The organism is Actinomadura sp. GC306 (assembly GCF_004348665.1).
GTDB lineage: Bacteria > Actinomycetota > Actinomycetes > Streptosporangiales > Streptosporangiaceae > Spirillospora.
In genome coordinates, this window is the sequence record NZ_SMKM01000099.1 from 1 (window position 1) to 21,357 (window position 21,357).

The following is a 21,357-nucleotide window of genomic DNA, read 5'->3' on the forward strand; positions in this document are numbered from 1 at the left end:
GTCCGCCCCCGGCCGCTCCGCCCCCGTGAACCGGTACCCACGGCAGTTGGGGGGAGTGGGGCGGTGAGGCCCAGTGCCGCGGGTACCGGTCGTTCATGCGGCCCGCCCCGTCCGTGACCCGGCCCGGACGGCGGCCGCCGGCGTGCGCATCGTGCATGAGCCCATGAGAACTCCTCACCGATGAGGATGGTGCACGCCGGAGAACGCGCTGTCTGCGTCATCTGACACTTTTGGCGAAATTTGCAGCCTCGGGCCGGGTCGCCCGCGGGTCACCGGGCCAGGGCGTTGAGGAGCCGGTTGACCGGGCCGCCGAGGTTCCAGCGGTCGGCCAGCGCGACGAGCGCCTCGGGATCGCGCGCCCCGGCGGGGAGGCGGTCGTCCAGCGCCGCGAGCTCGGGCGCGTCGATGTCGGTGACGACCCGCACCACCGTCTCGGCGGCGGCGAGGTAGTCCCGTGCGGCCTCCAGTCGGCGCCGCGCGCCCGCCGGGAACCCCGCGTCCCCGCCGGAGTCGAGCGCGGCGAGGATCCCCTCGACCGACCCGAACCGGGTGACCAGCGCGGCGGCCGTCTTGTCGCCGACGCCCGGGACGCCGGGCAGGCCGTCGCTCGGGTCGCCGCGCAGCGTCGCGTAGTCGCCGTAGCCGCGGCCCGGGATGCCGTACTTGGCGGCGACCTCCTGCTCGCCCATCACCTGCAGGTTCCGGACGCCGCGCGCCGTGTACAGGACCGCGACCGGGCCGCGGTCGTCCACCAGCTGGAACAGGTCGCGGTCGCCGGTGACGATGTCGACCGGGCCGTCCGCCGCGCCGCGCGTCGCCAGCGTCCCGATGACGTCGTCGGCCTCGTACCCCGGGACGCCCGCGCGGGCGAGCCCGAACGCGTCGAGCACCTCGTCGATGACGGGCAGCTGCGCCTCCAGCGCGTCGGGCGTCTGGTCGCCGCCGTCGCCGGCGACCCGGTGCGCCTTGTAGGACGGCAGCGCCTCGACCCGGAACGCGGGCCGCCAGTCGGCGTCCATGCAGCACACGAGCCGGTCCGGCGACCGGTCCTGCACCAGCCGCGCGATCATGTCGACGAGGCCGCGCACCGCGTTCACCGGCGTCCCGTCGGGCGCCGTCACCGACTCGGGCACCCCGAAGAAGGCGCGGAAGTACAGCGACGGCGTGTCCAGCAGCATCAACCCGCTCATGCGACGACATGCTGCCACGCCGGTGCGACGGCGGCGCGGCGCCGCGCCTCTGGGATCCTGGTACCGGACAAAGCCGGTACGGACAGAGACCGCGAGATTGGAGACGGGTGTGACAACGGAGTTGTATCCGCGTGAGCGTCCCGGCCTGGTGCGCGACGCGGCGGCCGCGGCGGGGCTCGGCGCGGTGCTGCTGACCCCCGGGCCGGACCTGCGGTACGTCACCGGGTACGACGCCAAGGAGCTGGAGCGGCTCACCTGCCTGGTGGTCCCGGCCGAGGGCGAGGCGTTCCTGGTCGTGCCGAGGCTGGAGCTGCCCGCGGCGCAGGAGTCGCCGGCCGGGGGCCTCGGCCTGGAGATGGTGCCCTGGGACGAGACCGACGACCCGTACGCGCTCGTCGCCCGCCGGCTGCCGCGCGGCGTGCGGGCGGTGGGCGTGGGCGACCGGATGTGGGCGGTCATGGCGCTGCGGTTCCGCGCCGCGATGCCGGGCGCCGAGCAGGTCGCGGCCGGGGAGGTGCTGCGCGGGCTGCGGATGCGCAAGAGCGCCGCCGAGGTCGCCGCGCTGCGCGAGGCGGGCGCGGCGATCGACCGGGTGCACCGCCGCGTCCCGGACATCCTCAAGGCCGGCCGCACCGAGCGGGAGGTGGCCCGCGACATCGCCGAGCTGATCCTCGCCGAGGGCCACACGCGGGTCGACTTCGTCATCGTCGGGTCCGGGCCGAACGGCGCCAGCCCGCACGCCGAGCCGTCGGACCGGGTCGTGCGGCCGGGCGAGCCGGTGGTGGTCGACATCGGCGGGACGATGCCGAGCGGGTACTGCTCGGACTCCACCCGCAACTACTGCGTCGGCGAGCCGCCCGCGGACTACCGCGCGTACTACGCGGTGCTGGAGGAGGCGCAGCGCGCCGCCGTCGCGGCCGTCCGGCCCGGCGCGACGCCCGAGGCGGTGGACGCCGCCGCCCGCGACGTCATCGCGGCGGCCGGGCACGGCGAGCACTTCTTCCACCGCACCGGGCACGGCATCGGCCTGGAGTCGCACGAGGAGCCCTACATCGTGGCGGGCAACCGCGAGCCGCTGGAGCCGGGCATGGCCTTCTCCGTGGAGCCGGGCATCTACCCCGGCCCGCACGGCGCCCGCATCGAGGACATCGTCGTGTGCACCGAGGACGGCCACGAGTCGGTGAACCACACCGGCCGCGGCGTGGTGATCGTGGGCTGAGCGCGGCGCGGCCGCCCGGCGGAACGGGGGCGCGGACGGGGTTTCCGTCCGCGCCCCCGCGCCGTTGCGGACGGCCGCCCGGCGCCGAGGAGACGGGCGGGTAACGATCTCTGCACCAAATGCGTCAGCGGGCACCGCGCCGGTTGCGGGGCGGGGTGTCCGCCATGTACCACCTTCAGTGTTACGCGGGGGTAAATCGCGTTCCTGCCGTCCGGCGCGGCGGGCCCGGTCCCGCCGCGCCGGACGAGAGCCGTGCCGTACACGAAGAGGAGACGCCGTGGCAGAGGTCGATCTGACCAGCGTCGGGAAGGTCTATCCCGACGGCACGCGGGCCGTGACCGACCTGAACCTCCACATCGCCGACGGAGAGTTCCTCGTCCTGGTGGGTCCGTCCGGATGCGGCAAGACGACCGCGCTGCGGATGGTCGCCGGGCTGGAGGACATCTCCGAGGGCGAGATCAGCATCGGCGGCCGCGTCGTGAACCGGGTGCCCGCCCGCGACCGCGACGTCGCGATGGTGTTCCAGAGCTACGCCCTCTACCCGCACCTGTCGGTCCGCGACAACATCGGGTTCGGGCTGTCGCTGCGCAAGCTGCCGAAGGCCGAGATCAGGGAGCGGGTCGACCGCGCGGCGGCGACCCTCGGCCTGACCGAGCACCTGTCCCGCAAGCCCCGCAACCTGTCGGGCGGGCAGCGGCAGCGGGTCGCGATGGGCCGCGCGATCGTCCGCGAGCCGCAGGCGTTCCTGATGGACGAGCCGCTGTCGAACCTGGACGCCAAGCTCCGCGTCCAGATGCGCGCCGAGATCGCCCGCCTGCAGCGCGACCTCGGCGTCACCACGATCTACGTCACCCACGACCAGACCGAGGCGATGACGCTCGGCGACCGGGTCGCGGTGATGAAGAGGGGCGAACTGCAGCAGGTCGCTCCGCCCCAGGAGCTCTACGACCGGCCGGTGAACCTGTTCGTCGCCGGCTTCATCGGCTCACCCGCCATGAACCTGGTCCAGGGCACGCTGTCGGGGGACGCGGCGAACCCGCGCCTGACGATCGGCGAGACGACCCTGGCGCTTCCGGCCCGCGTGCTGACCGAGCGCCCGGCCCTGGCGTCCCACCTCGGGCGCGACGTCGCCGTCGGCATCCGCCCCGAGGACATGGAGGACTCCGAGCTCGTGGACGCCCCCGAGGGGTCCACCCTGACCTCGACCGCCGACCTGGTCGAGGCGATGGGCTCGGACGTGCTCGTCCATTTCGCGATCGAGGCGTCCCCGGTCGTCACCGAGGACACCAGGGAACTCGCCCGCGACGCGGGCGCCGACGTGCCGGGGGAGCTGGAGAGCCCCCGCACGGATCTGGTCGCGCGGTTCAGCCCGCGCACCCGCGTGAAGGTCGGCGACCCGGTGACGGTCCGCGTCGACACCGGCCGCCTGCACTTCTTCGATATCGAGTCCGGCGCGTCGATCTGGGGAGCAGACGACGCCGCCGGTGCGTCCAGGGAGGATGAAGGATGAGGGTCACCAGACGTGCAGTAGGGGCCGCCGTGGCGGCGGGCCTGCTCCTGTCGTCGGCCGCCGCGTGCGGCGGCGACGACGACGGCGGGGACGGCTCGGCGCCCGCCGGCGGCGGGGAGCTGAAGGGCACCACGATCGAGGTCGCGGCCAAGTGGACCGGCCCCGAGGAGGAGAACTTCCGCAAGGTCCTGGACGCGTTCCAGAAGAAGACCGGCGCCACCGTCAACTACGCCTCCACCGGTGAGAACACCGACGCGTTCCTCGGCCCGCGCCTGGAGGCCGGCAACCCGCCGGACGTGGCGATCCTGCCGCAGCCGGGCCTGATGCGGCAGTACGCCGAGAAGGGCTCGCTCAAGCCGCTGAGCCCGGACGTGGTGTCGGAGGTCGACAAGAACTTCTCGCCGTACTGGAAGGAGCTCGGCTCCTCCGGCGACAAGACCTACGGCGTGATGATCAAGGCCGCGTACAAGTCGATCCTGTGGTACCGCCCGCAGGCGTTCTCCGACGCGGGCGTCCAGCCCCCGACCACGTGGCAGGAGCTCGTCACCGCGGCCGGCACCCTGCAGGAGGCGGGCACCACGCCGTTCACCCTGGCGGCCGGGCCGGACGACTCCTGGACGCTGACCGACTGGTTCGAGAACGTCTACCTGTCGACGGCCGGCCCGGAGAACTACGACAAGCTCGCCGACCACGAGATCAAGTGGACCGACCCGACGGTCGCCAAGGCGCTGGAGACGCTCGCCCAGATCTGGGGCAAGCCCGACTTCCTCAACGGCGGCGTCGCGACCGCGACCAAGACCAAGTTCGACGAGTCGGTCACCCAGGCGTTCGGGCAGGAGAAGGCCGCCATGGTCTACGGCGGCGACTTCGCCGCCGCGAACATCGCCACCACCGACGCCAAGGTCGGCACGGACGCCAAGGTGTTCGCCTTCCCCAAGGCCGGTGACACCGCCCCGGCGATCCTCGGCGGCGACGTCGCCGTCGCGCTGAAGGACGGCGAGGGCGCCCAGGAGCTGATGAAGTACCTCGCCTCGCCCGAGGCGGGCAAGGTCTGGGCCGGGCTCGGCGGCTACCTCACCCCGAACAAGAACGTCCCGCCGGACGCCTACGCCGACCCGGTCGCCAAGCAGCTCATCGGCCAGCTCCAGCAGGCCGGCGACGCCGCCCGCTACGACATGTCCGACCTGACGCCCGCCGCCTTCGGCGCGACGCCCGGCGACGGCATGTGGGAGGCGCTGCGCACCTTCGTGCAGAAGCCCGACGACGTCGAGGGCACCCAGAAGAAGCTGGAGGCCGAGGCCGCCGAGGCGTACAAGTAGGGAACAGTAGGGAACCTGGATGAAGGCTCCGAAAGACGGGGTGCCGCCGGCCGCCACGGCCGGCGGCGCCGCCGCCGTCGCCGACCCCGCCCCCGATCCGCCCCGCAAGCGCCGGGCGCGCGAGCGGCTGACCCCGCCCTCGTGGCTGGCGCTGCTGTTCCTGCTGCCGGCGCTGGTGCTGCTCGGGTTCCTCGTGGTGTACCCGATCGTCTACTCGGTGATCCGCAGCCTCTTCGACGCCGCCGGCGACACCTTCGTCGGCGTGGACAACTACGCCGGCGTCTTCCAGGGCCGCGAGAACCTCATCGCGGTGCGCAACACCGCCATCTGGGTCGTGGTGGCTCCGAGCCTGGTCACCATCGTCGGGCTGTTCTTCGCCGTCCTCACCGAGCGGATCCGGTGGTCGACGGCGTTCAAGCTCGTCGTGTTCATGCCGATGGCGATCTCGTTCCTGGCGTCCGGCGTGATCTTCCGGCTGGTGTACCAGCAGGACCCGGACAAGGGCGTGGCGAACGCGGCGATGGTCGCGATCCACGACACGTTCGCGAGCGAGACCGGCTACCCGGGCGCCGGGCCCCGCGGCGGCGGCGACCAGCCGCTGCGCGAGGACGCCGGCGGGGTCGCCACGACCGGCACCCACTCGGCCGGGCAGAGCGTCCTGGTGCCGCTGGTGAAGGTCAAGCCGGAGTTCGTGCCGGACGGCGCCGAGCCGGCCGCGCAGCCGCCGCCCGCGCGGGCGGGGCAGGTCACCGGGACGGTCTGGTTCGACTTCACCCGGGGCGGGGGCGGTGAGCCGAACGTCCCGAACGCGGGCGAGACCGGGCTGCCCGGGATCAAGGTCGAGGCGGTGCGCGGCGGCGAGGTCGTCGCGACCGCGACCACGAACGCCGACGGCACGTTCACGCTGTCGGAGGTGCCGGACGGGGCGTACACGATCCGGCTGCCCGCCGACAACTTCGCCGCCCCCTACCGGGGCGCGGAGTGGCTCGGCAGCACGCTCATCACCCCCGCGATCATCGGGTCGTACCTATGGGTGTGGTCCGGCTTCGCGATGGTCCTGATCGCGGCGGGGCTCGCCGCGATCCCGCGCGACGCGCTGGAGGCGGCGCGCGTGGACGGCGCCACCGAATGGCAGGTGTTCCGGCGGGTGACGATCCCGCTGCTCGCGCCGGTGCTGATGGTGGTGGTGGTCACCCTCACCATCAACGTGCTGAAGGTGTTCGACCTGGTGTACATCATCGGCGGCGGCGATCCGGACGCCAGCGTGCTCGCGCTGGAGATGTGGAGAGAGGCGTTCGGCGGCGGGAACGACCAGGGGGCCGGCAGCGCCATCGCCGTGCTGCTGTTCGTGCTCGTCGTGCCCGCCATGCTGTTCAACATCCGGCGAATGCGGCAGGAGCGCACATGAGCACCGCGGAGAAGGTCGCCAAGACACCGGACGGGCCGGACGGACCGGGCGGCGGGCCGGCGGACGGCAGCGCCGCGGCCGGGTCGCCGCGCCGCGGGGTCGCCGCCCGCGTCGTCGGCCGGATCGGCGGCGGGGCCGCGCAGGCGGTGCTGGTCCTGATCGCGCTGTTCTGGCTGGTGCCGACGCTCGGGCTGCTGGTGGCGTCGCTGCGCTCCAACCAGGACAACGCCGCCAGCGGCTGGTGGAACGTGTTCACCGAGCCGACGCAGCTGACCCTGGAGTCCTACTCCGCGCTGCTCGACAAGCCGGACTTCGTCGACTCGTTCTGGAACACCGTGCTGATCACGGTCCCGTCGACGCTGCTGGTCGTGGTGATCGCCTCGCTGGCCGCCTACGCGTTCGCCTGGCTGGAGTTCCCCGGCCGGGACTGGCTGTTCCTCATCGTGGTGGCGCTGCTGGTGGTGCCGGTCCAGGTCGCGCTGATCCCGGTCGCCAAGCTGTACGGCAACATCCAGTTCGGCGGCTGGCAGATGTTCGGGTCCGTCACCGGCGTGGTGCTGTTCCACGTCGCGTTCGGGCTGCCGTTCGCGATCTTCCTGCTGCGCAACTTCTTCGCGGCGATCCCCCGGGACCTGCTGGAGGCGGCGCGGATGGACGGCGGCTCGGAGTGGACGATCTTCCGGCGGGTGATCTTCCCGCTGGGCGGCCCGGCGATCGCCTCGCTCGGCATCTTCCAGTTCCTGTGGGTGTGGAACGACCTGCTGGTCGCGCTGGTGTTCGCCGACACCGAGGCGCAGCCGATGACCAAGTGGCTGCAGTCGCAGATGCGGCAGTTCACCGGCAACATCGACATCCTCGCGCCCGGCGCGTTCCTGTCGCTGATCGTCCCGCTGGCGGTGTTCTTCGCCTTCCAGCGGTACTTCGTGCAGGGCGTCCTGGCGGGGTCGGTGAAGTGACCGCGCCGGTCTCGTGACGTGCGGTCGGAGCCCCGCGGCCTGCAGGAAGGCCGCGGGGCTCCGCCGTGCCGTCACCCGTGCGCGGGCAGGATCAGGCGGTCTTGTCCAGCGTCGCCGCAGCGGTGTGGTGCCGGGCGCCGGGGTGCCCGATGGACAGCCCGCTGGCCGGGTCGAAGAAGTGCAGCCGGCGGGTGTCGACGGCGAGGTCGACGTGCTGGTTCGGCCGCACGTGGGAGCGGGAGTTGACCCGGGCGGTCCACAGCGCCTTGTTGTCGACCAGCGGGATCGCCATGTCCTCCTCGCCCTCGGTGGCGTCGGAGGCCAGGTCGGCGGTGTCCTTGTGCTCGACCGGCGGCGCGTCGATGGTGAAGATGACGTTGATCTCGCTGCCGAGCTCCTCGGTGACGCTGCTGCGCACCGCCATCGGCGCCCACTCGGGCTTGGCGTGCGCGGCGTCCTCGAAGTCGGACGGGCGGATCCCGAGGACGACGTCGCGGCCGAAGTAGTCCCGCAGGCCGGGGCGGTCGTCGATGAGCGGGGCGGGGACCGGCAGCGTGTACCCGGCGAAGGACACCTGCGCGCCGCCGTCACCGGTGGTGAGCCGGGCGGAGACGAAGTTCATCGCGGGGGAGCCGATGAAGCCGGCCACGAACAGGTTGACCGGGTGGTCGAACAGCCGCTGCGGGGTGTCGACCTGCTGCAGCTGGCCGTCGCGCATCACGCAGACGCGCGAGCCGAGCGTCATGGCCTCCACCTGGTCGTGCGTGACGTAGACGGTGGTGACGCCGAGCCGCTCGTGCAGCTGGCTGAGGGAGGCGCGCATGGACACGCGGAGCTTGGCGTCCAGGTTGGACAGGGGCTCGTCCATCAGGAACGCCTGCGGCTGGCGGACGATCGCGCGGCCCATCGCGACCCGCTGGCGCTGCCCGCCCGACAGCGCGGCGGGCTTGCGGGACAGGTACTGCTCAAGACCGAGCATTTTGGCGGCCTCGCGGACCTTCTGCTTGATCTCCGCCTTCGGCGTGCCGCGCAGCTTGAGGCCGAACGCGAGGTTCTGCTCGACGGTCATGTGCGGGTACAGCGCGTAGTTCTGGAAGACCATCGCGATGTCGCGGTCCTTGGGGGCGAGGTCGTTGACGATCCGGTCGCCGATCGAGATCTTCCCGCCGGTGATCTCCTCCAGGCCCGCGATCATCCGCAGCGCGGTGGACTTCCCGCAGCCGGACGGGCCGACCAGCACCATGAACTCGCCGTCGCGGATCTCCAGGTCGAGGCCGTCCACGGCCTTGACGCCGCCGGAGTAGACCTTGTCGACCCCGTCCAGCACGATCTTCGCCATCCGAACCCCTCCGTGGAAACGTTTCCATCAATCCCTGCCGAGCAGGGTCTATGTCGCACTTTTTGGAGTAAACATTATGGAAACGTTTCCATGGGAGGGTGCGTCGTGAGAAGGTGACCGGGAACGGGCGAAGGGGGAGGTCGGTCCATGGCACCGCGCAGGCCGGCGACCATCAAGGACGTGGCGGCGGCGGCGGGCGTCGGCATCGCCACGGTGTCGCGGGTGTTCTCCGGCACCGGCTCGGTCGGCGCCGCCACCCGCGAGCGCGTCCTGGCCGCGGCCCGCGAGCTGGACTACCGGCCGAGCGCCCTCGGCCGCGGCCTCAAGCTGCGCCGCAGCGGCGGCATCGGCCTGGTCGTGCCCGACGTCACCGACCCGTTCTGCGCCGAGCTCGTCGCGGGCGTCCTGGCGTGCGCCCGCACCCTCGGCGAGCACGTCATCGTGGACGCCGCGCACGGCGACCCGGCCCGCGAGGCCGAGATCGTCGAGCGGCTCGTCGAGCAGCGCGTCGACGGCGTCATCGCCCAGCCCGCCGGGACCGAGGCCGACTGGCGCGGCGCCGCCCGGGTGTGCTCCAGCGTCGTGTTCGCCGGCCGTGCCCTGCCGGACCTGCCGGAGATCCCGGCCGTGCTGGCCGACGACGGCGGCGGCGTGCGGTCCCTCACCGAGTACCTCGCCGGGCTCGGGCACCGCCGCATCGGGTTCCTCGGCGAGGCCCCCCGCAGCCCGGCGCGCGTGCGGGAGGGCGCGTTCCGCGACACCCTCGCCCAGCTCGGCGTCCCGGTGGAGGAGGACCTGGTCGTCGCGGCCCGCCCGGCCGGCGACGCCGCCTACGCGGCCGCCGCCGGGCTGCTGCAGCGCCGCGACGACGTCACCGCCGTCCTCGCGGCGGGGCACCGGCTCGGCGAGGCCGCGGTGCTGGTGGCCCGCGAGCTGGACCTGCGGGTCCCCGCGGACGTGTCCATCGCGATGGTCGGCGACGTCGCCTGGGCGGAGCTGTGCGACCCGCCGCTCACCGCCGTCGCGCGCCCCGGCCGCGACATCGGCTACCGCGCCTGCGAGATGCTGCTGCGCGAGCCCGCCCGCCGGGGCAGGGGCGGCCCGGTGCTGCTGCCGACCGAGCTGGTCGTGCGCGGCAGCTGCGGCCCGCTGCGCCCCGCCCGCCGCTGACGGCGCGCTTCGGACGGCGCGCTTCGGACGGCGGGGCCGGGCGAATCGGTCACGGGCACGGTCCCCGGCGCGCTAGATTTCCCGCGTGGAGGACATCGATCGTCAGATCATGGCGCTGCTGGCCGACGACGGGCGGATGAGTTTCACCGACCTCGCCAAGGAGACCGGCCTGTCGGTGTCGGCGGTGCACCAGCGCGTCCGGCGGCTGCAGAAGCGCGGCGTCATCGTGGGGTTCGCGGCCCAGCTCGACAGCCGGCAGATCGGCCTGCCGCTGACCGCGTTCGTGTCGATCAAGCCGATCGACCCCGCCGCGCCCGACGACGCGCCCGACCGGCTCGCGCACCTCCAGGCGATCGAGGCGTGCCACTCGGTGGCGGGGGACGAGAGCTACATCCTCAAGGTCCGCGTCGGGTCGCCGAACGAGCTGGAGGAGCTGCTGCAGAAGATCCGCGCCGCGGCGAACGTCGCGACGCGCACGACGGTCGTCCTCAGCACCCCGTGGGAGTCGCGCCGCCCGCCCCTGTGACCGGCGCCGCGCCCCCGGGTCCGCTCAGGGCTGCGGGGGGCCGGGGGAGCCGGGCGCGGTGACGATGAACGCGGCGTTGCCGAAGCCGACCTCGTCGCCGGGGCGGACGCGGGCGGGGCCGGTGAGCCGCCAGCCGTTGACGCGGGTGCCGTTCATCGAGCCGAGGTCGGCGACCATCCAGACCTCGCCGGCGCGGTAGATCTCGGCGTGGAACCGCGAGACGGTCAGGTCGGCGAGGATGAACTGGCAGCCGGGGGCGCGGCCCACGACGATGCGGCCGAGGTCGCCGGGCGGGAGCATGAACCGCGGCAGCCGCGGCGCCCGCCAGGCCGCCTCGACCCGCGCCGTCACCTGCGACACCGAGGAGATGATGCCGGTGAGTCGGCGCACGACGCGGCCGGCCGGCGGCAGGTCGTGCACGATGTCGGCCAGCTCGGCCCGGCTGCGGGCCCGCAGCACCTGGTCGACGCGCCGCTCGAAGGTCTCGTTCGACATCCGGCCCTCGGCGACGCGGTCGCCGAGGACGCGCAGGACCCGGTCCCGCTCCGTGTCGGACGCTCGCACCGGGAACGAGGGCTGACCGTCCATAGCTGTGAGTATCCAGTCCCCGTCGTCGGCTTGTCCAGAACGGACCTCGGGCGGGGGACGGGTGATCGCCCTCACCCGCCCCCCACCTGTTCGACGACGGGCCGCCCGCGAAAGTTCGCGGCCGGTCCACGACCGGTTCGCGGCCGGTGCGAGGTCAGGACGACAGCAGGTCGCGGGCGATGTGGGTGATCTGGATCTCGTCGGTCCCGGCGTAGATCTGGAACGACTTGGCGTCCCGGGCGAGCTGCTCCACGCGGTACTCGCTCATGTAGCCGTTGCCGCCGAACAGCTGCACGGCCTCCTGCGCGACCTCGTTCGCCGCCTGCGCGGAGTACAGCTTCATCGCCGACGCCTCGGCGAGGGTCGGGGTGCGGCCCGCGCGCTGCATCTCGATGTGCCGGAACACCAGGTTCTGGACGTTGAGCCGCGCGACCTCCATCTTGGCCAGCTTCAGCTGGATGAGCTGGAAGTCGCCGATCCGCTGCCCCCACAGCTCGCGGGTCTTCGCGTACTCGACCGACAGCTTCAGGCACTCCTCGATGACGCCGAGCGCCATGGCGGTGACGCCGGCGCGCTCGGTGACGAAGTTCTGCTTGGCGGAGTCCTTGCCGCTGCCCGACCCGGAGTCCAGGAGCCGGTCGGCGCCGGCGCGGACGTCGCTGAGGAACAGCTCGCCGGTGGGGGAGGAGTGCAGGCCCATCTTGCGGAGGGGCCTGCTCTGCTCCAGGCCCTCCATGCCGCGGTCGAGGACGAACGTGAGGATGTCCCGGTCCCTCGGCTCGCGCCCGTCGTCGAGCTTGCAGTAGAAGACGATGGTGTCGGCGTAGGGGCCGTTGGTGATGAAGGTCTTGCTGCCGTTGAGGACGTACTCGTCGCCGACCTTGCGGGCGGTGGCCTGCATGCCGCCGAACGCGTCGGAGCCGGAGCCGGGCTCGGTGATCGCCCAGGCGCCGACCTTGTCCATGGTGAGCAGGTCCAGCGCCCAGCGCTCGCGCTGCTCGGGGGTGCCACGCTTCATGATCGTCCCGGCGGCGAGGCCGAGGCCGACGCCCATCGCCGACACCAGGCCGGGCGCGACCTTGCACAGCTCGATGATCGGCAGCATGGACATCGCCGCGCCGCCGCCGCCGGACCGCTCGCCGTCCCCGTCCCCGCCGGACTCGCCGGACTCGCCGCGCTCCTGCCGGGCGCGGAAGGACGCGCGGGCCATCTCGTCCATGCCGAACGTCTTGAACAGGCTGCGGAGCAGGTCGTACGGCGGCAGGTCGCCCGACTCCAGCGCGTCCAGGTTCGGCCGGACCTCGGCGTCGATCCAGCCGCGCACCGCGTCCCGGATCATCAGGTCTTCGTCGGACCACTCGATCATGCTCGTTCTGCCTTCCTGGGAGTGTCCGTCCCATCCAAGCAGATAGGCAAGCGAGCGCTTATTTGGGTGGCGGCTCAGCCGCCGGTCCGCACCACGTCGGCGATGACGCCGCCGTCCTCGGTGAGCCGGGCGGGGGCCGGGCTGTCGTACACCACCAGCAGGCGCAGCCCGGAGCCGTCGGACTCGTCCAGGACGGCGATCCCCTCGGCGTGGTCGTCGCCGTCGCCGTAGGGGAGGTCGCCCAGCACCTCCAGGTCGTCCGCCGTGACGATCTCCGGCGCGTCGGCGGTGACCGCGCCGCGCCACCGCACCACGCGCACCGGCCCGTCGAGGTCCATGCTCGGCCCGGTGAGCACGAGCAGGTCGTCGCCGTGGGGGCACAGGTCGCGGATGCCGAGGCCGCCGAGGTCCATGAAGTGGGTGTGGTAAAGGGCGCCGTCGGCGGACAGCGGCAGCAGCCGCAGCCGGGCCGGGTCCTCGGGGTCGGTGTCGGGGCGGATCTCGATGAGGACGGCCCAGCCCCGCAGCACCGGCCCGCGCAGGCCGACGTAGAGGCGGTCGCCGTGGGCGGCGACGCCCTCGATGTCGATGCCGTTGTCCTTGCTGGGGATGGCCAGGAACGGCGCCAGGTGCGGGTCGTCGGCCAGCAGGTCGGTGATGGAGTCCTTGTCCAGCCCGAGCACGGCCGCCGTGCGGTCCCCGTCCGCGCGGACCGGCTCCGGGAGCCCGTCGTCGCCGGTGACCAGGGGGAGCCGAGCCAGGATGAACCGGTTGTCCTCGCGCACGATCTTGGCGAGCCGGCGGCGGGACTTCGCGCCGCCGTGCTCGGGCTTGATCCGCTTGCGCTTGAGGCTGTGCGACCCGATCGCCCAGAGCCAGCCGCCGCCGCGGGCCAGCCCCTCGATGTCGGCCTCCTCGTCGGGGCCCGCGGGCAGGGGGACGAGGTCGGCGAGCGCCACGGTCCGCTGGCCGGCGTAGCCGGTGACGCGCCCGTCCGCGTCGTGGACGGCGGTCAGCCGCTCGACGGTGGCCGTCTCGTCGCCCGCGACCCACAGGCAGCGGCCGTCCTGGCGCACGGCGGACAGATTGGTGTGCGTCTCGGCTTCCCGGCTCTCCGCGGCGAAGTGAAGTACGACTCGGCGTTCGACGTCCATTGGGGGATGCTCCCATAAAGGCGAGGTCAACGGCACTTTTTGCGCAGACCGGAACCGGCCGTCAGGTGTCCCAGCACACGTCCAGCCGGGGCGGCCGCCGGAACACCAGCCCCCGCGGGCGCGCCGGGCGGGCCGGGTCGAGCCGCAACCCCGGGAGCTGGTCCAGCAGCGCGGTGAGCGCCGCCCGCGCCTCCAGCCGGGCCAGGTGGGAGCCGAAGCAGAAGTGCGGCCCGCGCGCGAACGCCAGGTGCTCGGCGGCGTTGCCGCGCCGCACGTCGTAGCGGTCCGGGCCGGGGAACACGGCCGGGTCGCGGTTGGCGGCGGCGATCGACACGCGGACCAGGTCGCCCGCGCGGACCGGCGCCCCGCCGAGAGCGGTGTCGCGGACGGCGTACCGGTCCACGACCGACGCCGACGGCTCCAGCCGCAGCGACTCCTCGATCGCGGCGGGCAGCAGGTCCCGGTCGGCCAGCACGAGCGCCAGCTGGTCGGGGTGGCCGAGCAGGTGCAGCACGGCGTTGGCGATCATGCCCTCGGTGGTGTCGATGCCGCCGAACATCAGGACCGCGGCGTTGGCGGCGACCTCGGCGGGCGCCAGGCCCGCCTCGTCCCGCGCGGCGGCGGCGAGCAGCGAGCCGGGGCGGGCGGCGGCGACGGCGTCCGCGACCGCGGCGCCGAGCAGCCGGTACGCCTCGGCCGTGCCCGCCGGCGCGGCGCCGCCGGCGGTGATGGCGGAGACGGCCTCGACGAACGCCCCGTACCAGGACCGGACGGTGGCCGCGTCGACCCCCTCCAGCCCGAGCGCCTCGGTGACGACGGCGACGGCCAGCGGCCCGGCCAGCTCGCCGCGCAGTTCGGCCCGGCCCGCGGGCGCCAGCCCGCCGACCAGCCGCGCGGCCTCGGCCTCGGTGAACGCGGTGAACCGCTCGCGGGTCGCGGCCGGCCGGAACGGGCGCGCGAACGGGTCGCGGTGCCGGGTGTGGGCGGGGCCGTCCAGCGACAGCATGCTCGGTCCGACGACCTGCGCGGTGGAGAAGCGCGGGTCGTCCACGGTGTAGGCGTCCGCGTCGCGCATGACCCGCAGGGCCAGGTCGCGGGAGGTGACCAGCCAGCCGCCGAGCGCGGGGAGCCAGGACACCGGCTCGCGCGCCCGCAGCCGGGCCAGGTGCGGGTGCGGGTCGTCCGCCAGGTCGGCGGCCGTCACGGCGGCGCCGGCCGGGAACCGGGAGGTCGGCGCGGAGGTCACGGGCCCGAGGATAGTCCGCCGTTATTGATCTACAATGTAAAGGCGCCGGGCTGGGCGACCACTGAGTCGAGCGGCGACAGGATCAAGCGGCGGCCAGCCGCTCCCGCCACCACTCGCGGCCCCGCTCCGGCAGGGTGTAGATCGGGTCGTGGTACTCGTACCGCCTGGCCAGCGCGTCGGGGTCGGACGTCTCCAGCGCGGTGCGGTAGTTCTTCGTCCAGTAGGAGATGCCGCGCTCGCGGTCGTAGTCGGCGAGCTGGTGCACCCAGCGCTTGCCGACGTAGGGGACGTCGCACACGATCCGCGGGGTGGCGAAGCCGGGAAGATACCCCATGATCGCGTGCTGCAGTTCCTGTGCCTCCCAGACCGCGAGCCGCCAGTGCTCGCTGGAGGGGATCATGTCGCACATGTACAGGTAGTACGGGACGATCTCGGCTTCGTCGAGGAGCGCGAACGACAGGTCCAGCAGCTCCTCGGGGGTGTCGTTGACGCCGCGCAGCAGCACGCCCTGGTTGCGGACGTCGCGGATGCCGGTGTCGAGCATCGCGCGGGCGGCCCTGGCCACCAGCGGCGTCACCGACCGGGCGGCGTTGACGTGGGTGTGGATCGCGATCTGCACGCCGCGCTCGCGGGCCTTGGCGGCCAGGCGCTCCATGCCGGCGCGGACGTCGTCCTGCAGCCAGTGCTGCGGCAGCCCCATGAGCGCCTTGCTGGCCAGCCGGATGTCGCGGATGTTCTCGATGTCCAGGAGCGAGCCGACGAACGACTCCAGCCGGGCCCACGGCATGTTGGCGACGTCGCCGCCGGAGACGACCACGTCGCGGACGCCGGGCGTGCGGCGCAGGTAGTCGAGCATGGCGCCGAGCCGGTCCGGCGGCTTGACCGTGAACTTGTGCTTGTCGACGCTCGGGGTGGAGTTGCCGACCAGGTCCATGCGGGTGCAGTGCCCGCAGTACTGCGGGCAGGTCGGCAGGATCTCGGCGAGCACCTTGGTGGGGTAGCGGTGCGTGAGGCCCTCCACCGCCCACATCTCGGCCTCGTGCAGCGAGTCGCGGCTCGCGTGCGGGTGGGACGGCCAGTCGGTGCGCCGGTCGCCGAACACGGGCAGCATGTAGCGCCGTACGGGGTCGGCGAGGAAGGCCCCCGTGGACGAGGAGTCCATCGTGTTGAGCATCTGCGGCGGCAGCAGCATCGACATCGTCGCGCGCTCGGCCTGGTCGCGTTCGAGGTCGGCGTAGAAGGAGTCGTCCAGCCGGTCGCCCATGACCCGGCGTAGCTGCCGCAGGTTCTTCACGCAGTTGGCGCGCTGCCACTGCGCCGACTCCCATTCCCGCTGCGTGACGTCCCGCCAGCCGGGCAGGCGGCGCCAGTCCGGCTCCTCCAGGGGGCGGCGCCGGTAGGCGTACGGCTGGCGCGCGGTCTCGTCGGGCCGGGAAGCGTCCCGGTCCGGGTGCAGGGCAGTGGTCATCGTCGACCGCCTCCTCGCCTCATGATCACACAAAACTCTTGTAGGTCGCCGACATTACGGGAAGACTTTCGATGAAACCAGTTGTACCCGATACATCTTGTACAAAATCCGGTGACATCAGGAAGGCGGGACGGCGATGAGCGACGGCGGAACGGGCACGGCGGTGGGGCTGCACCGGGTGCTGGCGCCCGCGGGCGTGCTGCCGCAGGCGGCGGACCGGCTGGACCCGGACCCGCGGATCCGCGACGACGAGGTCCGCATCGGCGTGGAGCGCCTGAACCTGGACGCCGCGTCCTACCGGCAGCTGCACACCGCCCACGGCGGCGACCCCGACGCGATCAGGGCCGAGGTGCTGCGGATCGTGGCCGAGCGCGGCAAGATGCACAACCCCGTGACCGGGTCGGGCGGCATGCTCGTCGGCGTCGTGGAGGAGGCAGGCCCGGAGTCGCCGCTGGGGCTGAAGCCCGGCGACCGCGTCGCCACCCTCGTCTCGCTGACCCTCACGCCGCTGGCCGTCACCGACGGGCTGGAGCGCTGGGACGGCCTGTCCGAGCAGGTGCCCGCGCGGGGCCACGCGATCCTGTTCGCCCGGTCCATCGCCGCGGTGCTGCCGGACGACCTGCCCGTCCCGCTTGCCCTCGCCGTCATGGACGTGTGCGGCGCCCCCGCCCTCACCCGCCGCGTCGTCGCCGCCCAGGGCGGCGCCCCCGCCGTGGCGGTGCTCGGCGCGGCCGGCAAGAGCGGCTCGCTGTCGCTGGCCGCCGCGCGCCGCGCCGGGGCGTCCCGCGTGATCGGGCTGGTGCCGACCGCCGAGGAGGAGAAGCGGCTCGCCGCGTCCGGGCTCGCCGACGCCGTCGTGCGGGCCGACGCCCGCGACCCGGTGGCGGTCGCGGCGGCGGTCCAGCGCGCCGGCGGCGGGCCCGCCGACGTCACCGTCGTCTGCGTGGACGTTCCGGGCTGCGAGCACGGCGCGATCCTGGCGACCGCGCCCGGCGGCACCGTCGTGTTCTTCTCGATGGCGACGTCGTTCCCCGCCGCCGCGCTCGGCGCGGAGGGCCTCGCCGCGGACGTCACGATGCTCATCGGCAACGGCTACGTCCCCGGGCACGCCGAGACCGCGCTGGACCTGGTGCGCTCCGAGCCGGCCGTTCGCGCGCTGTTCACCGCCAGAACCGCGGGTGATTAGGCACAATGATCCGGAAAGCCCCGGCAGCGGCGGGGAGCCCCCGACCATCGAGGAGAGTCGAGCATGGCGAGCATCACCGAGGAACTGCGCGGGCGGGACCCCAAGGAGCGCCAGGCGCAGATCGTCGACGTCCTGGTCGACGCGTTCTCGGACCTGATGGAGCGCAGTCCCGCCGAGTTCCGCCGCCGCTTCCGCAAGATGGCCTCCGACCCGTTCGCGTTCTACCGGGGCAGCGCCTGCCTGTTCTACGCCGACATCGTCCACGACGACGACCCGTGGGCCGACGAGCGCACGTCCCGCGTGTGGATCCAGGGCGACCTGCACGCGCAGAACTTCGGCACCTACATGAACGACGACGGCGTGTTCGTCTTCGACGTCAACGACTACGACGAGGCGTACGTCGGGCACTTCACCTGGGACGTCAAGCGGTTCGTCGCGAGCCTGGCGCTGCTGGCCTGGCAGAAGGCGATCTCCGACGACGACATCCGCCGGCTGATCGAGACCTACGTGCGCGCCTACGTCGACCAGGTCCGCCGGTTCGCCGCCCACGCGGGCGACGAGAAGTTCGCGCTGACCCTCGACACCACCGGCGGGTACGTGCGCGACGTGCTGGTCGCCGCGATGGGCGGCACCCGCATCGGGCTGCTGGAGGGCATGACCGAGGTGTCCGGCGACGAGCGGCGGTTCCGCGACCGCGCCGGCGTGCGCCGCCTCGACGACGCCGAGCGCGCCGAGGTCGAGGCCGCCTACGCCGAGTACCTGGCGACGATCCCGGACGACAAGCGCTTCGGCAGCCTGACCTACCAGGTCAAGGACATCGTCGGCGCGTCCGGCTTCGGCATCGGGTCCGCGGGGCTGTCGGCCTACAACATCCTGGTGGAGGGCAACACCCAGGCGCTGGAGAACGACGTCGTCCTGTCGATGAAGCAGGGCAACGTCGCCGCCCCGAGCCGCGTCGTCGACGACCCGCGCATCCGCGAGTACTTCGAGCACCACGGGCACCGCACCGCGGTGTCCCGCCGCGCGCTGCAGGCCAACGCCGACCCGTGGCTCGGCCACACCGAGATCGGCGGCGTCGGCTACGTCGTCCAGGAGCTGTCGCCCTACGAGGAGGACCTGGACTGGGGCGGCCTCACCGAGCCGGAGGAGATGCTGTCGGTCCTGGACGACCTCGGCCGCGCCACCGCCAAGGTGCACTGCGTCTCCGACAGCGACTCCGACCACACCCTGGTCGGCTTCCAGGTCGAGGACGCCATCAACGAGGTCATCGGCGGGGACGAGACCGCGTTCGTCGAGGCGATGGTCGCGTTCGGCACCGGCTACGCCGGGATCGTCCGCGACGATCACACGTACTTCGTAGATGCCTTCCGGAACGGCCAGATCCCCGGCCTCTAGCGGCGGGACAGGACGCGGGCCACGGCCGCGGCGATCACCGTCACCAGGATCCAGCCCGCGGCCACCAGCGCGTAGGAGAACCACTGGTACCCGCCGGCGGGGTTGAAGGCGCGCTGCTGCCCCAGGTCGACCAGGGGCAGCAGCAGGTCGAGGGTGTAGACGACGGGGTTGAAGTGCGGTGCCTCGTCCGCCTTGAGCGGCGCGGGCGGGTGCGTCCCGTAGACCAGGCCGCCCGCGGTCACCAGCAGGGCCAGCCACAGGACGGCGCGCCAGGGCTGGTAGCCGTAGGCGACCGCGGCCTCCTGCAGCAGGCCCCAGACCCGCGCCGCCGGGGTGCCCGCGCGGTGGGCGATGCGTTCCCGCGCCAGCAGGACGCGCCGGGCCTCCACGGGCTGCCCCAGGGCGGTGTAGTGGGCGGCGAGCCGCTCGTAGGGCTGGGGGTGGTGGCCGTCCGGGTCGAGGGCCAGCCAGCGCAGCCGCTCGCGGGCGGGCAGCCGCGGCTCCAGGCTCTCGTAGGCCAGGCCGTTGAGGGACAGTTCCGGCGCCCAGGTCCGCGGGTCGTCGTGGAGGACGCCGATGCGGGCGTGCGCGAGGACGACCGCGCCTTCGACGGGACCGGAGGGCCGCAGGGTGAGTTCGCCCGCCTGCAGGTTCGGTGCGTCCAGCGCGACGCCACCGGGGTAGGCGAGCCGGGCGCCGGTGAGGTCGGCCTGACCGCCCACCCTGGTGCCCGACAGCCTGACCCGTCCGGTCGCGTGCAGGCCCGCGGCGAACAGGTCGGCGGCGAGCTCCGCCCGTGACAGCCGCAGGCAGGTGCGGCCGCCGGGTTTCTCCAGGCGGGCGTCGTTCAGCGTGAGGCGCCCGGAGATGCGGCCGACGACGGCGCGGACCTCGCCGCGGGCCCGCAGCCGCCGGCAGTCGAAGGTGCCGCCGACGGTGATGTTGTCGGCGTCGAGCGCGACCCGCTCACCGCCGCGCCGGGCGCCGCGGCCGGGATCCAGGTCCGCCCCGGTCAGGGTGAGGTCGCCGGCGATCCGTGCCCCGACCAGGCTGACCCGCCCGCCCGCCACGGTCAGGTCCGCGGCGTCGACGTCGTTCACCACGACCTGGTCGGCCCAGAGTGCCGCGCCGTCGGGGGCCGACAGCGAGGCGCCGGCGATGGTGAGGAACGTGCGGATCTGCGCGCCGGGCATGCGCAGCTCGCCGTCGGCCGTGAATCCGTCCCGGGCGAAGAACGGGCCCTCGACCGTGAGGCCGCCCGCGCCCAGGGCCACACCGCCGGGGTTGCGCAGGACCGCCGAGTCCAGCAGGACCTCGGCCTGGACCCGCGTGCTGCGCAGCGCGGTCTCGCCGTGGACGGCCAGCCCGGCGGCGTGCAGGCCGCCGCCGATCGTGGTGCGGCTGAGCGACAGGGCCCGGGACGCCGCGTCCCCGCCGACGACCGTGGCGTTACCGAGGTCGAGACGTCCTTCCACGCGGCCGCCGCGCAGCAGGACCGGCCCGTCGGCGCGGAACCCCTCGTCGGCCTCCAGTTGGCCGTCCACGACGAGGCCGTCCGCGGCGACCGCGACGCCGCGCTCGCCCGGGCCGATCCGGGCGCCGCGCAGGGAGATCTCCCCGTTGACCCTGGCGCGGTCCAGCCTGATCCCGGCGCGGACGGTGCTGCGGTAAAGGTTGAGGATGCCGTGCATGCCGAGCCGCGCCGCGTTGAGGCTGTGCAGTGACGAGTGCACCAGCCGCGCCGTCCGGGCGGTCGCCTCGACCAGCCGGACCGGCGCGTCGAAGTGGCAGTGCTCGCACACCAGCGCGTAGCCGACGTCGGCGCCGATGAGGTCGAGGCGGCCCTCGATCCGGGCGCCGCGCAGCCGGACGCCGGGGCGCCTGCCCGTGTCCGGCGGGACCGCGCCGAGCAGCAGTGCGGCGATCACCTCGGCGCGGATCACGCGGTCGCCGCCCCAGTCCGCGGCGGCGGCGACGTCGTCCTTCTCGGGGTCGCCGGTGCGCAGGTCGACCCACTCGCCTCGCGGGAAGGCCGTCCACAGGCGTTGTTCGGCCTCGGTGAGCCGCGGCAGTGTCATGCCCCGATTCTGGCGGTATGCGGGGCGGCCGTCAGCGGGCGAAGGCGATCGCGGTGCCCGCGCTGATGACGACCGCGATGACGACCAGCACCAGCGAGGTGCTCAGCGGGTTGCGGCGCTCGGGCGGTGCCTGCGCGGTGCGGACGGCGCTGCGGGCCTGGCTCGGCTCCGGTTCGGGCTCCGGCTCCGGCTCCGGCTCCGGCTCCGGCGGAGGTGGCTGCTGGCGCGTCCCTGTCTCT

General features: G+C 73.5%; 17 protein-coding genes and 1 pseudogene. 9 read left to right on the forward strand and 9 right to left on the reverse strand.

What is annotated here, in order from left to right; all coding sequences use genetic code 11:
- Positions 1–269 precede the first annotated feature (269 nt).
- On the reverse strand, positions 270–1,190 hold the full coding sequence (locus E1200_RS16110; protein ID WP_131952838.1) for a 5'-3' exonuclease: 921 nt from the start codon (positions 1,188–1,190) through the stop codon (positions 270–272).
- Between the two features lie 109 nt (positions 1,191–1,299).
- Between E1200_RS16110 and E1200_RS16115 the strand changes: the two genes are divergently transcribed.
- The 5 genes from E1200_RS16115 (at position 1,300) to E1200_RS16135 (ending at position 7,602) form a co-directional block, all read left to right on the forward strand.
- Positions 1,300–2,409, forward strand: coding sequence for a Xaa-Pro peptidase family protein (locus E1200_RS16115; RefSeq protein WP_243708603.1), 1,110 nt, complete (start codon positions 1,300–1,302; stop codon positions 2,407–2,409).
- Positions 2,410–2,686: 277 nt separating this feature from the next.
- Positions 2,687–3,919, forward strand: coding sequence for a sn-glycerol-3-phosphate ABC transporter ATP-binding protein UgpC (ugpC, locus tag E1200_RS16120; RefSeq protein ID WP_131952839.1), 1,233 nt, complete (start codon positions 2,687–2,689; stop codon positions 3,917–3,919).
- The gene (locus tag E1200_RS16125) at positions 3,916–5,238 is read left to right on the forward strand and encodes an ABC transporter substrate-binding protein (protein ID WP_131952840.1); all 1,323 of its coding nucleotides are present in this window, start codon (positions 3,916–3,918) and stop codon (positions 5,236–5,238) included. Before ugpC (E1200_RS16120) ends, E1200_RS16125 begins: the two co-directional genes overlap by 4 nt.
- A 19-nt stretch (positions 5,239–5,257) precedes the next feature.
- Positions 5,258–6,646: an ABC transporter permease subunit gene (locus E1200_RS16130; protein ID WP_131952841.1), complete on the forward strand. Its 1,389-nt coding sequence runs from the start codon at positions 5,258–5,260 to the stop codon at positions 6,644–6,646.
- The gene (locus E1200_RS16135) at positions 6,643–7,602 is read left to right on the forward strand and encodes a carbohydrate ABC transporter permease (protein WP_131952842.1); all 960 of its coding nucleotides are present in this window, start codon (positions 6,643–6,645) and stop codon (positions 7,600–7,602) included. Before E1200_RS16130 ends, E1200_RS16135 begins: the two co-directional genes overlap by 4 nt.
- A gap of 91 nt (positions 7,603–7,693) precedes the next feature.
- Here E1200_RS16135 and ugpC (E1200_RS16140) read toward each other — a convergent pair whose 3' ends face one another.
- Entirely contained in the window at positions 7,694–8,941 is a 1,248-nt protein-coding gene (gene ugpC / locus E1200_RS16140; RefSeq protein ID WP_131952843.1) for a sn-glycerol-3-phosphate ABC transporter ATP-binding protein UgpC, read from the reverse strand.
- Positions 8,942–9,088: 147 nt separating this feature from the next.
- Here ugpC (E1200_RS16140) and E1200_RS16145 point away from each other — a divergent pair, with 147 nt between their 5' ends.
- Positions 9,089–10,111 carry a LacI family DNA-binding transcriptional regulator gene (locus E1200_RS16145; protein WP_131952844.1) on the forward strand — a complete coding sequence of 341 codons (1,023 nt, stop codon included), beginning with the start codon at positions 9,089–9,091 and terminating at the stop codon, positions 10,109–10,111.
- Between the two features lie 85 nt (positions 10,112–10,196).
- Positions 10,197–10,637: an Lrp/AsnC family transcriptional regulator gene (locus tag E1200_RS16150; RefSeq protein ID WP_131952845.1), complete on the forward strand. Its 441-nt coding sequence runs from the start codon at positions 10,197–10,199 to the stop codon at positions 10,635–10,637.
- Positions 10,638–10,661: 24 nt separating this feature from the next.
- Here the strand turns inward: E1200_RS16150 and E1200_RS16155 are convergent, their stop codons facing one another.
- The 5 genes from E1200_RS16155 to E1200_RS16175 all read right to left on the reverse strand — a co-directional run bounded on the left by E1200_RS16155 (position 10,662) and on the right by E1200_RS16175 (position 16,459).
- Entirely contained in the window at positions 10,662–11,225 is a 564-nt protein-coding gene (locus E1200_RS16155; RefSeq protein ID WP_131952846.1) for a DUF1707 and FHA domain-containing protein, read from the reverse strand.
- Between the two features lie 154 nt (positions 11,226–11,379).
- A complete protein-coding gene (locus E1200_RS16160; RefSeq protein ID WP_131952847.1) occupies positions 11,380–12,591 on the reverse strand; it encodes an acyl-CoA dehydrogenase family protein in 1,212 nt (403 codons plus the stop codon).
- A gap of 74 nt (positions 12,592–12,665) precedes the next feature.
- A complete protein-coding gene (locus tag E1200_RS16165) occupies positions 12,666–13,745 on the reverse strand; it encodes a DUF3616 domain-containing protein (protein ID WP_131952848.1) in 1,080 nt (359 codons plus the stop codon).
- Positions 13,746–13,806: 61 nt separating this feature from the next.
- Positions 13,807–14,991 carry a cytochrome P450 gene (locus E1200_RS16170; protein WP_131952849.1) on the reverse strand — a complete coding sequence of 395 codons (1,185 nt, stop codon included), beginning with the start codon at positions 14,989–14,991 and terminating at the stop codon, positions 13,807–13,809.
- Between the two features lie 82 nt (positions 14,992–15,073).
- On the reverse strand, positions 15,074–16,459 hold the full coding sequence (locus E1200_RS16175; protein WP_131952850.1) for a lysine 2,3-aminomutase: 1,386 nt from the start codon (positions 16,457–16,459) through the stop codon (positions 15,074–15,076).
- A 136-nt stretch (positions 16,460–16,595) separates the two neighbouring features.
- On the opposite strand from E1200_RS16175, the gene E1200_RS16180 reads away from it, so the two are divergent.
- A complete protein-coding gene (locus E1200_RS16180; protein ID WP_131952851.1) occupies positions 16,596–17,645 on the forward strand; it encodes a zinc-binding dehydrogenase in 1,050 nt (349 codons plus the stop codon).
- 63 nt (positions 17,646–17,708) lie between these two features.
- Positions 17,709–19,040, forward strand: coding sequence for a DUF2252 domain-containing protein (locus E1200_RS16185; RefSeq protein ID WP_131952852.1), 1,332 nt, complete (start codon positions 17,709–17,711; stop codon positions 19,038–19,040).
- On the opposite strand, the gene E1200_RS34835 is transcribed toward E1200_RS16185, so the two are convergent.
- A complete protein-coding gene (locus E1200_RS34835; RefSeq protein ID WP_131952853.1) occupies positions 19,037–21,118 on the reverse strand; it encodes a hypothetical protein in 2,082 nt (693 codons plus the stop codon). The two genes, E1200_RS16185 and E1200_RS34835, sit on opposite strands and share 4 nt — an antisense overlap.
- A 31-nt stretch (positions 21,119–21,149) precedes the next feature.
- Positions 21,150–21,357, reverse strand: a pseudogene (locus tag E1200_RS33720) (hypothetical protein); the annotation flags it as partial.

What these genes read in the sequence shown, in the direction of transcription:
- E1200_RS16135 (WP_131952842.1), top strand. Translation starts at nt 6,643, where the DNA reads ATGAGCACCGCGGAGAAGGTCGCCAAGACACCGGACGGGCCGGACGGA.
- E1200_RS16180 (WP_131952851.1), top strand. Translation starts at nt 16,596, where the DNA reads ATGAGCGACGGCGGAACGGGCACGGCGGTGGGGCTGCACCGGGTGCTG.
- E1200_RS16155 (WP_131952846.1), bottom strand. Translation starts at nt 11,225, where the DNA reads ATGGACGGTCAGCCCTCGTTCCCGGTGCGAGCGTCCGACACGGAGCGG.
- E1200_RS16125 (WP_131952840.1), top strand. Translation starts at nt 3,916, where the DNA reads ATGAGGGTCACCAGACGTGCAGTAGGGGCCGCCGTGGCGGCGGGCCTG.
- E1200_RS34835 (WP_131952853.1), bottom strand. Translation starts at nt 21,118, where the DNA reads ATGACACTGCCGCGGCTCACCGAGGCCGAACAACGCCTGTGGACGGCC.
- E1200_RS16110 (WP_131952838.1), bottom strand. Translation starts at nt 1,190, where the DNA reads ATGAGCGGGTTGATGCTGCTGGACACGCCGTCGCTGTACTTCCGCGCC.
- E1200_RS16175 (WP_131952850.1), bottom strand. Translation starts at nt 16,459, where the DNA reads ATGACCACTGCCCTGCACCCGGACCGGGACGCTTCCCGGCCCGACGAG.
- E1200_RS16145 (WP_131952844.1), top strand. Translation starts at nt 9,089, where the DNA reads ATGGCACCGCGCAGGCCGGCGACCATCAAGGACGTGGCGGCGGCGGCG.
- E1200_RS16185 (WP_131952852.1), top strand. Translation starts at nt 17,709, where the DNA reads ATGGCGAGCATCACCGAGGAACTGCGCGGGCGGGACCCCAAGGAGCGC.
- ugpC (WP_131952843.1), bottom strand. Translation starts at nt 8,941, where the DNA reads ATGGCGAAGATCGTGCTGGACGGGGTCGACAAGGTCTACTCCGGCGGC.
- E1200_RS16165 (WP_131952848.1), bottom strand. Translation starts at nt 13,745, where the DNA reads ATGGACGTCGAACGCCGAGTCGTACTTCACTTCGCCGCGGAGAGCCGG.
- E1200_RS16160 (WP_131952847.1), bottom strand. Translation starts at nt 12,591, where the DNA reads ATGATCGAGTGGTCCGACGAAGACCTGATGATCCGGGACGCGGTGCGC.
- E1200_RS16130 (WP_131952841.1), top strand. Translation starts at nt 5,258, where the DNA reads ATGAAGGCTCCGAAAGACGGGGTGCCGCCGGCCGCCACGGCCGGCGGC.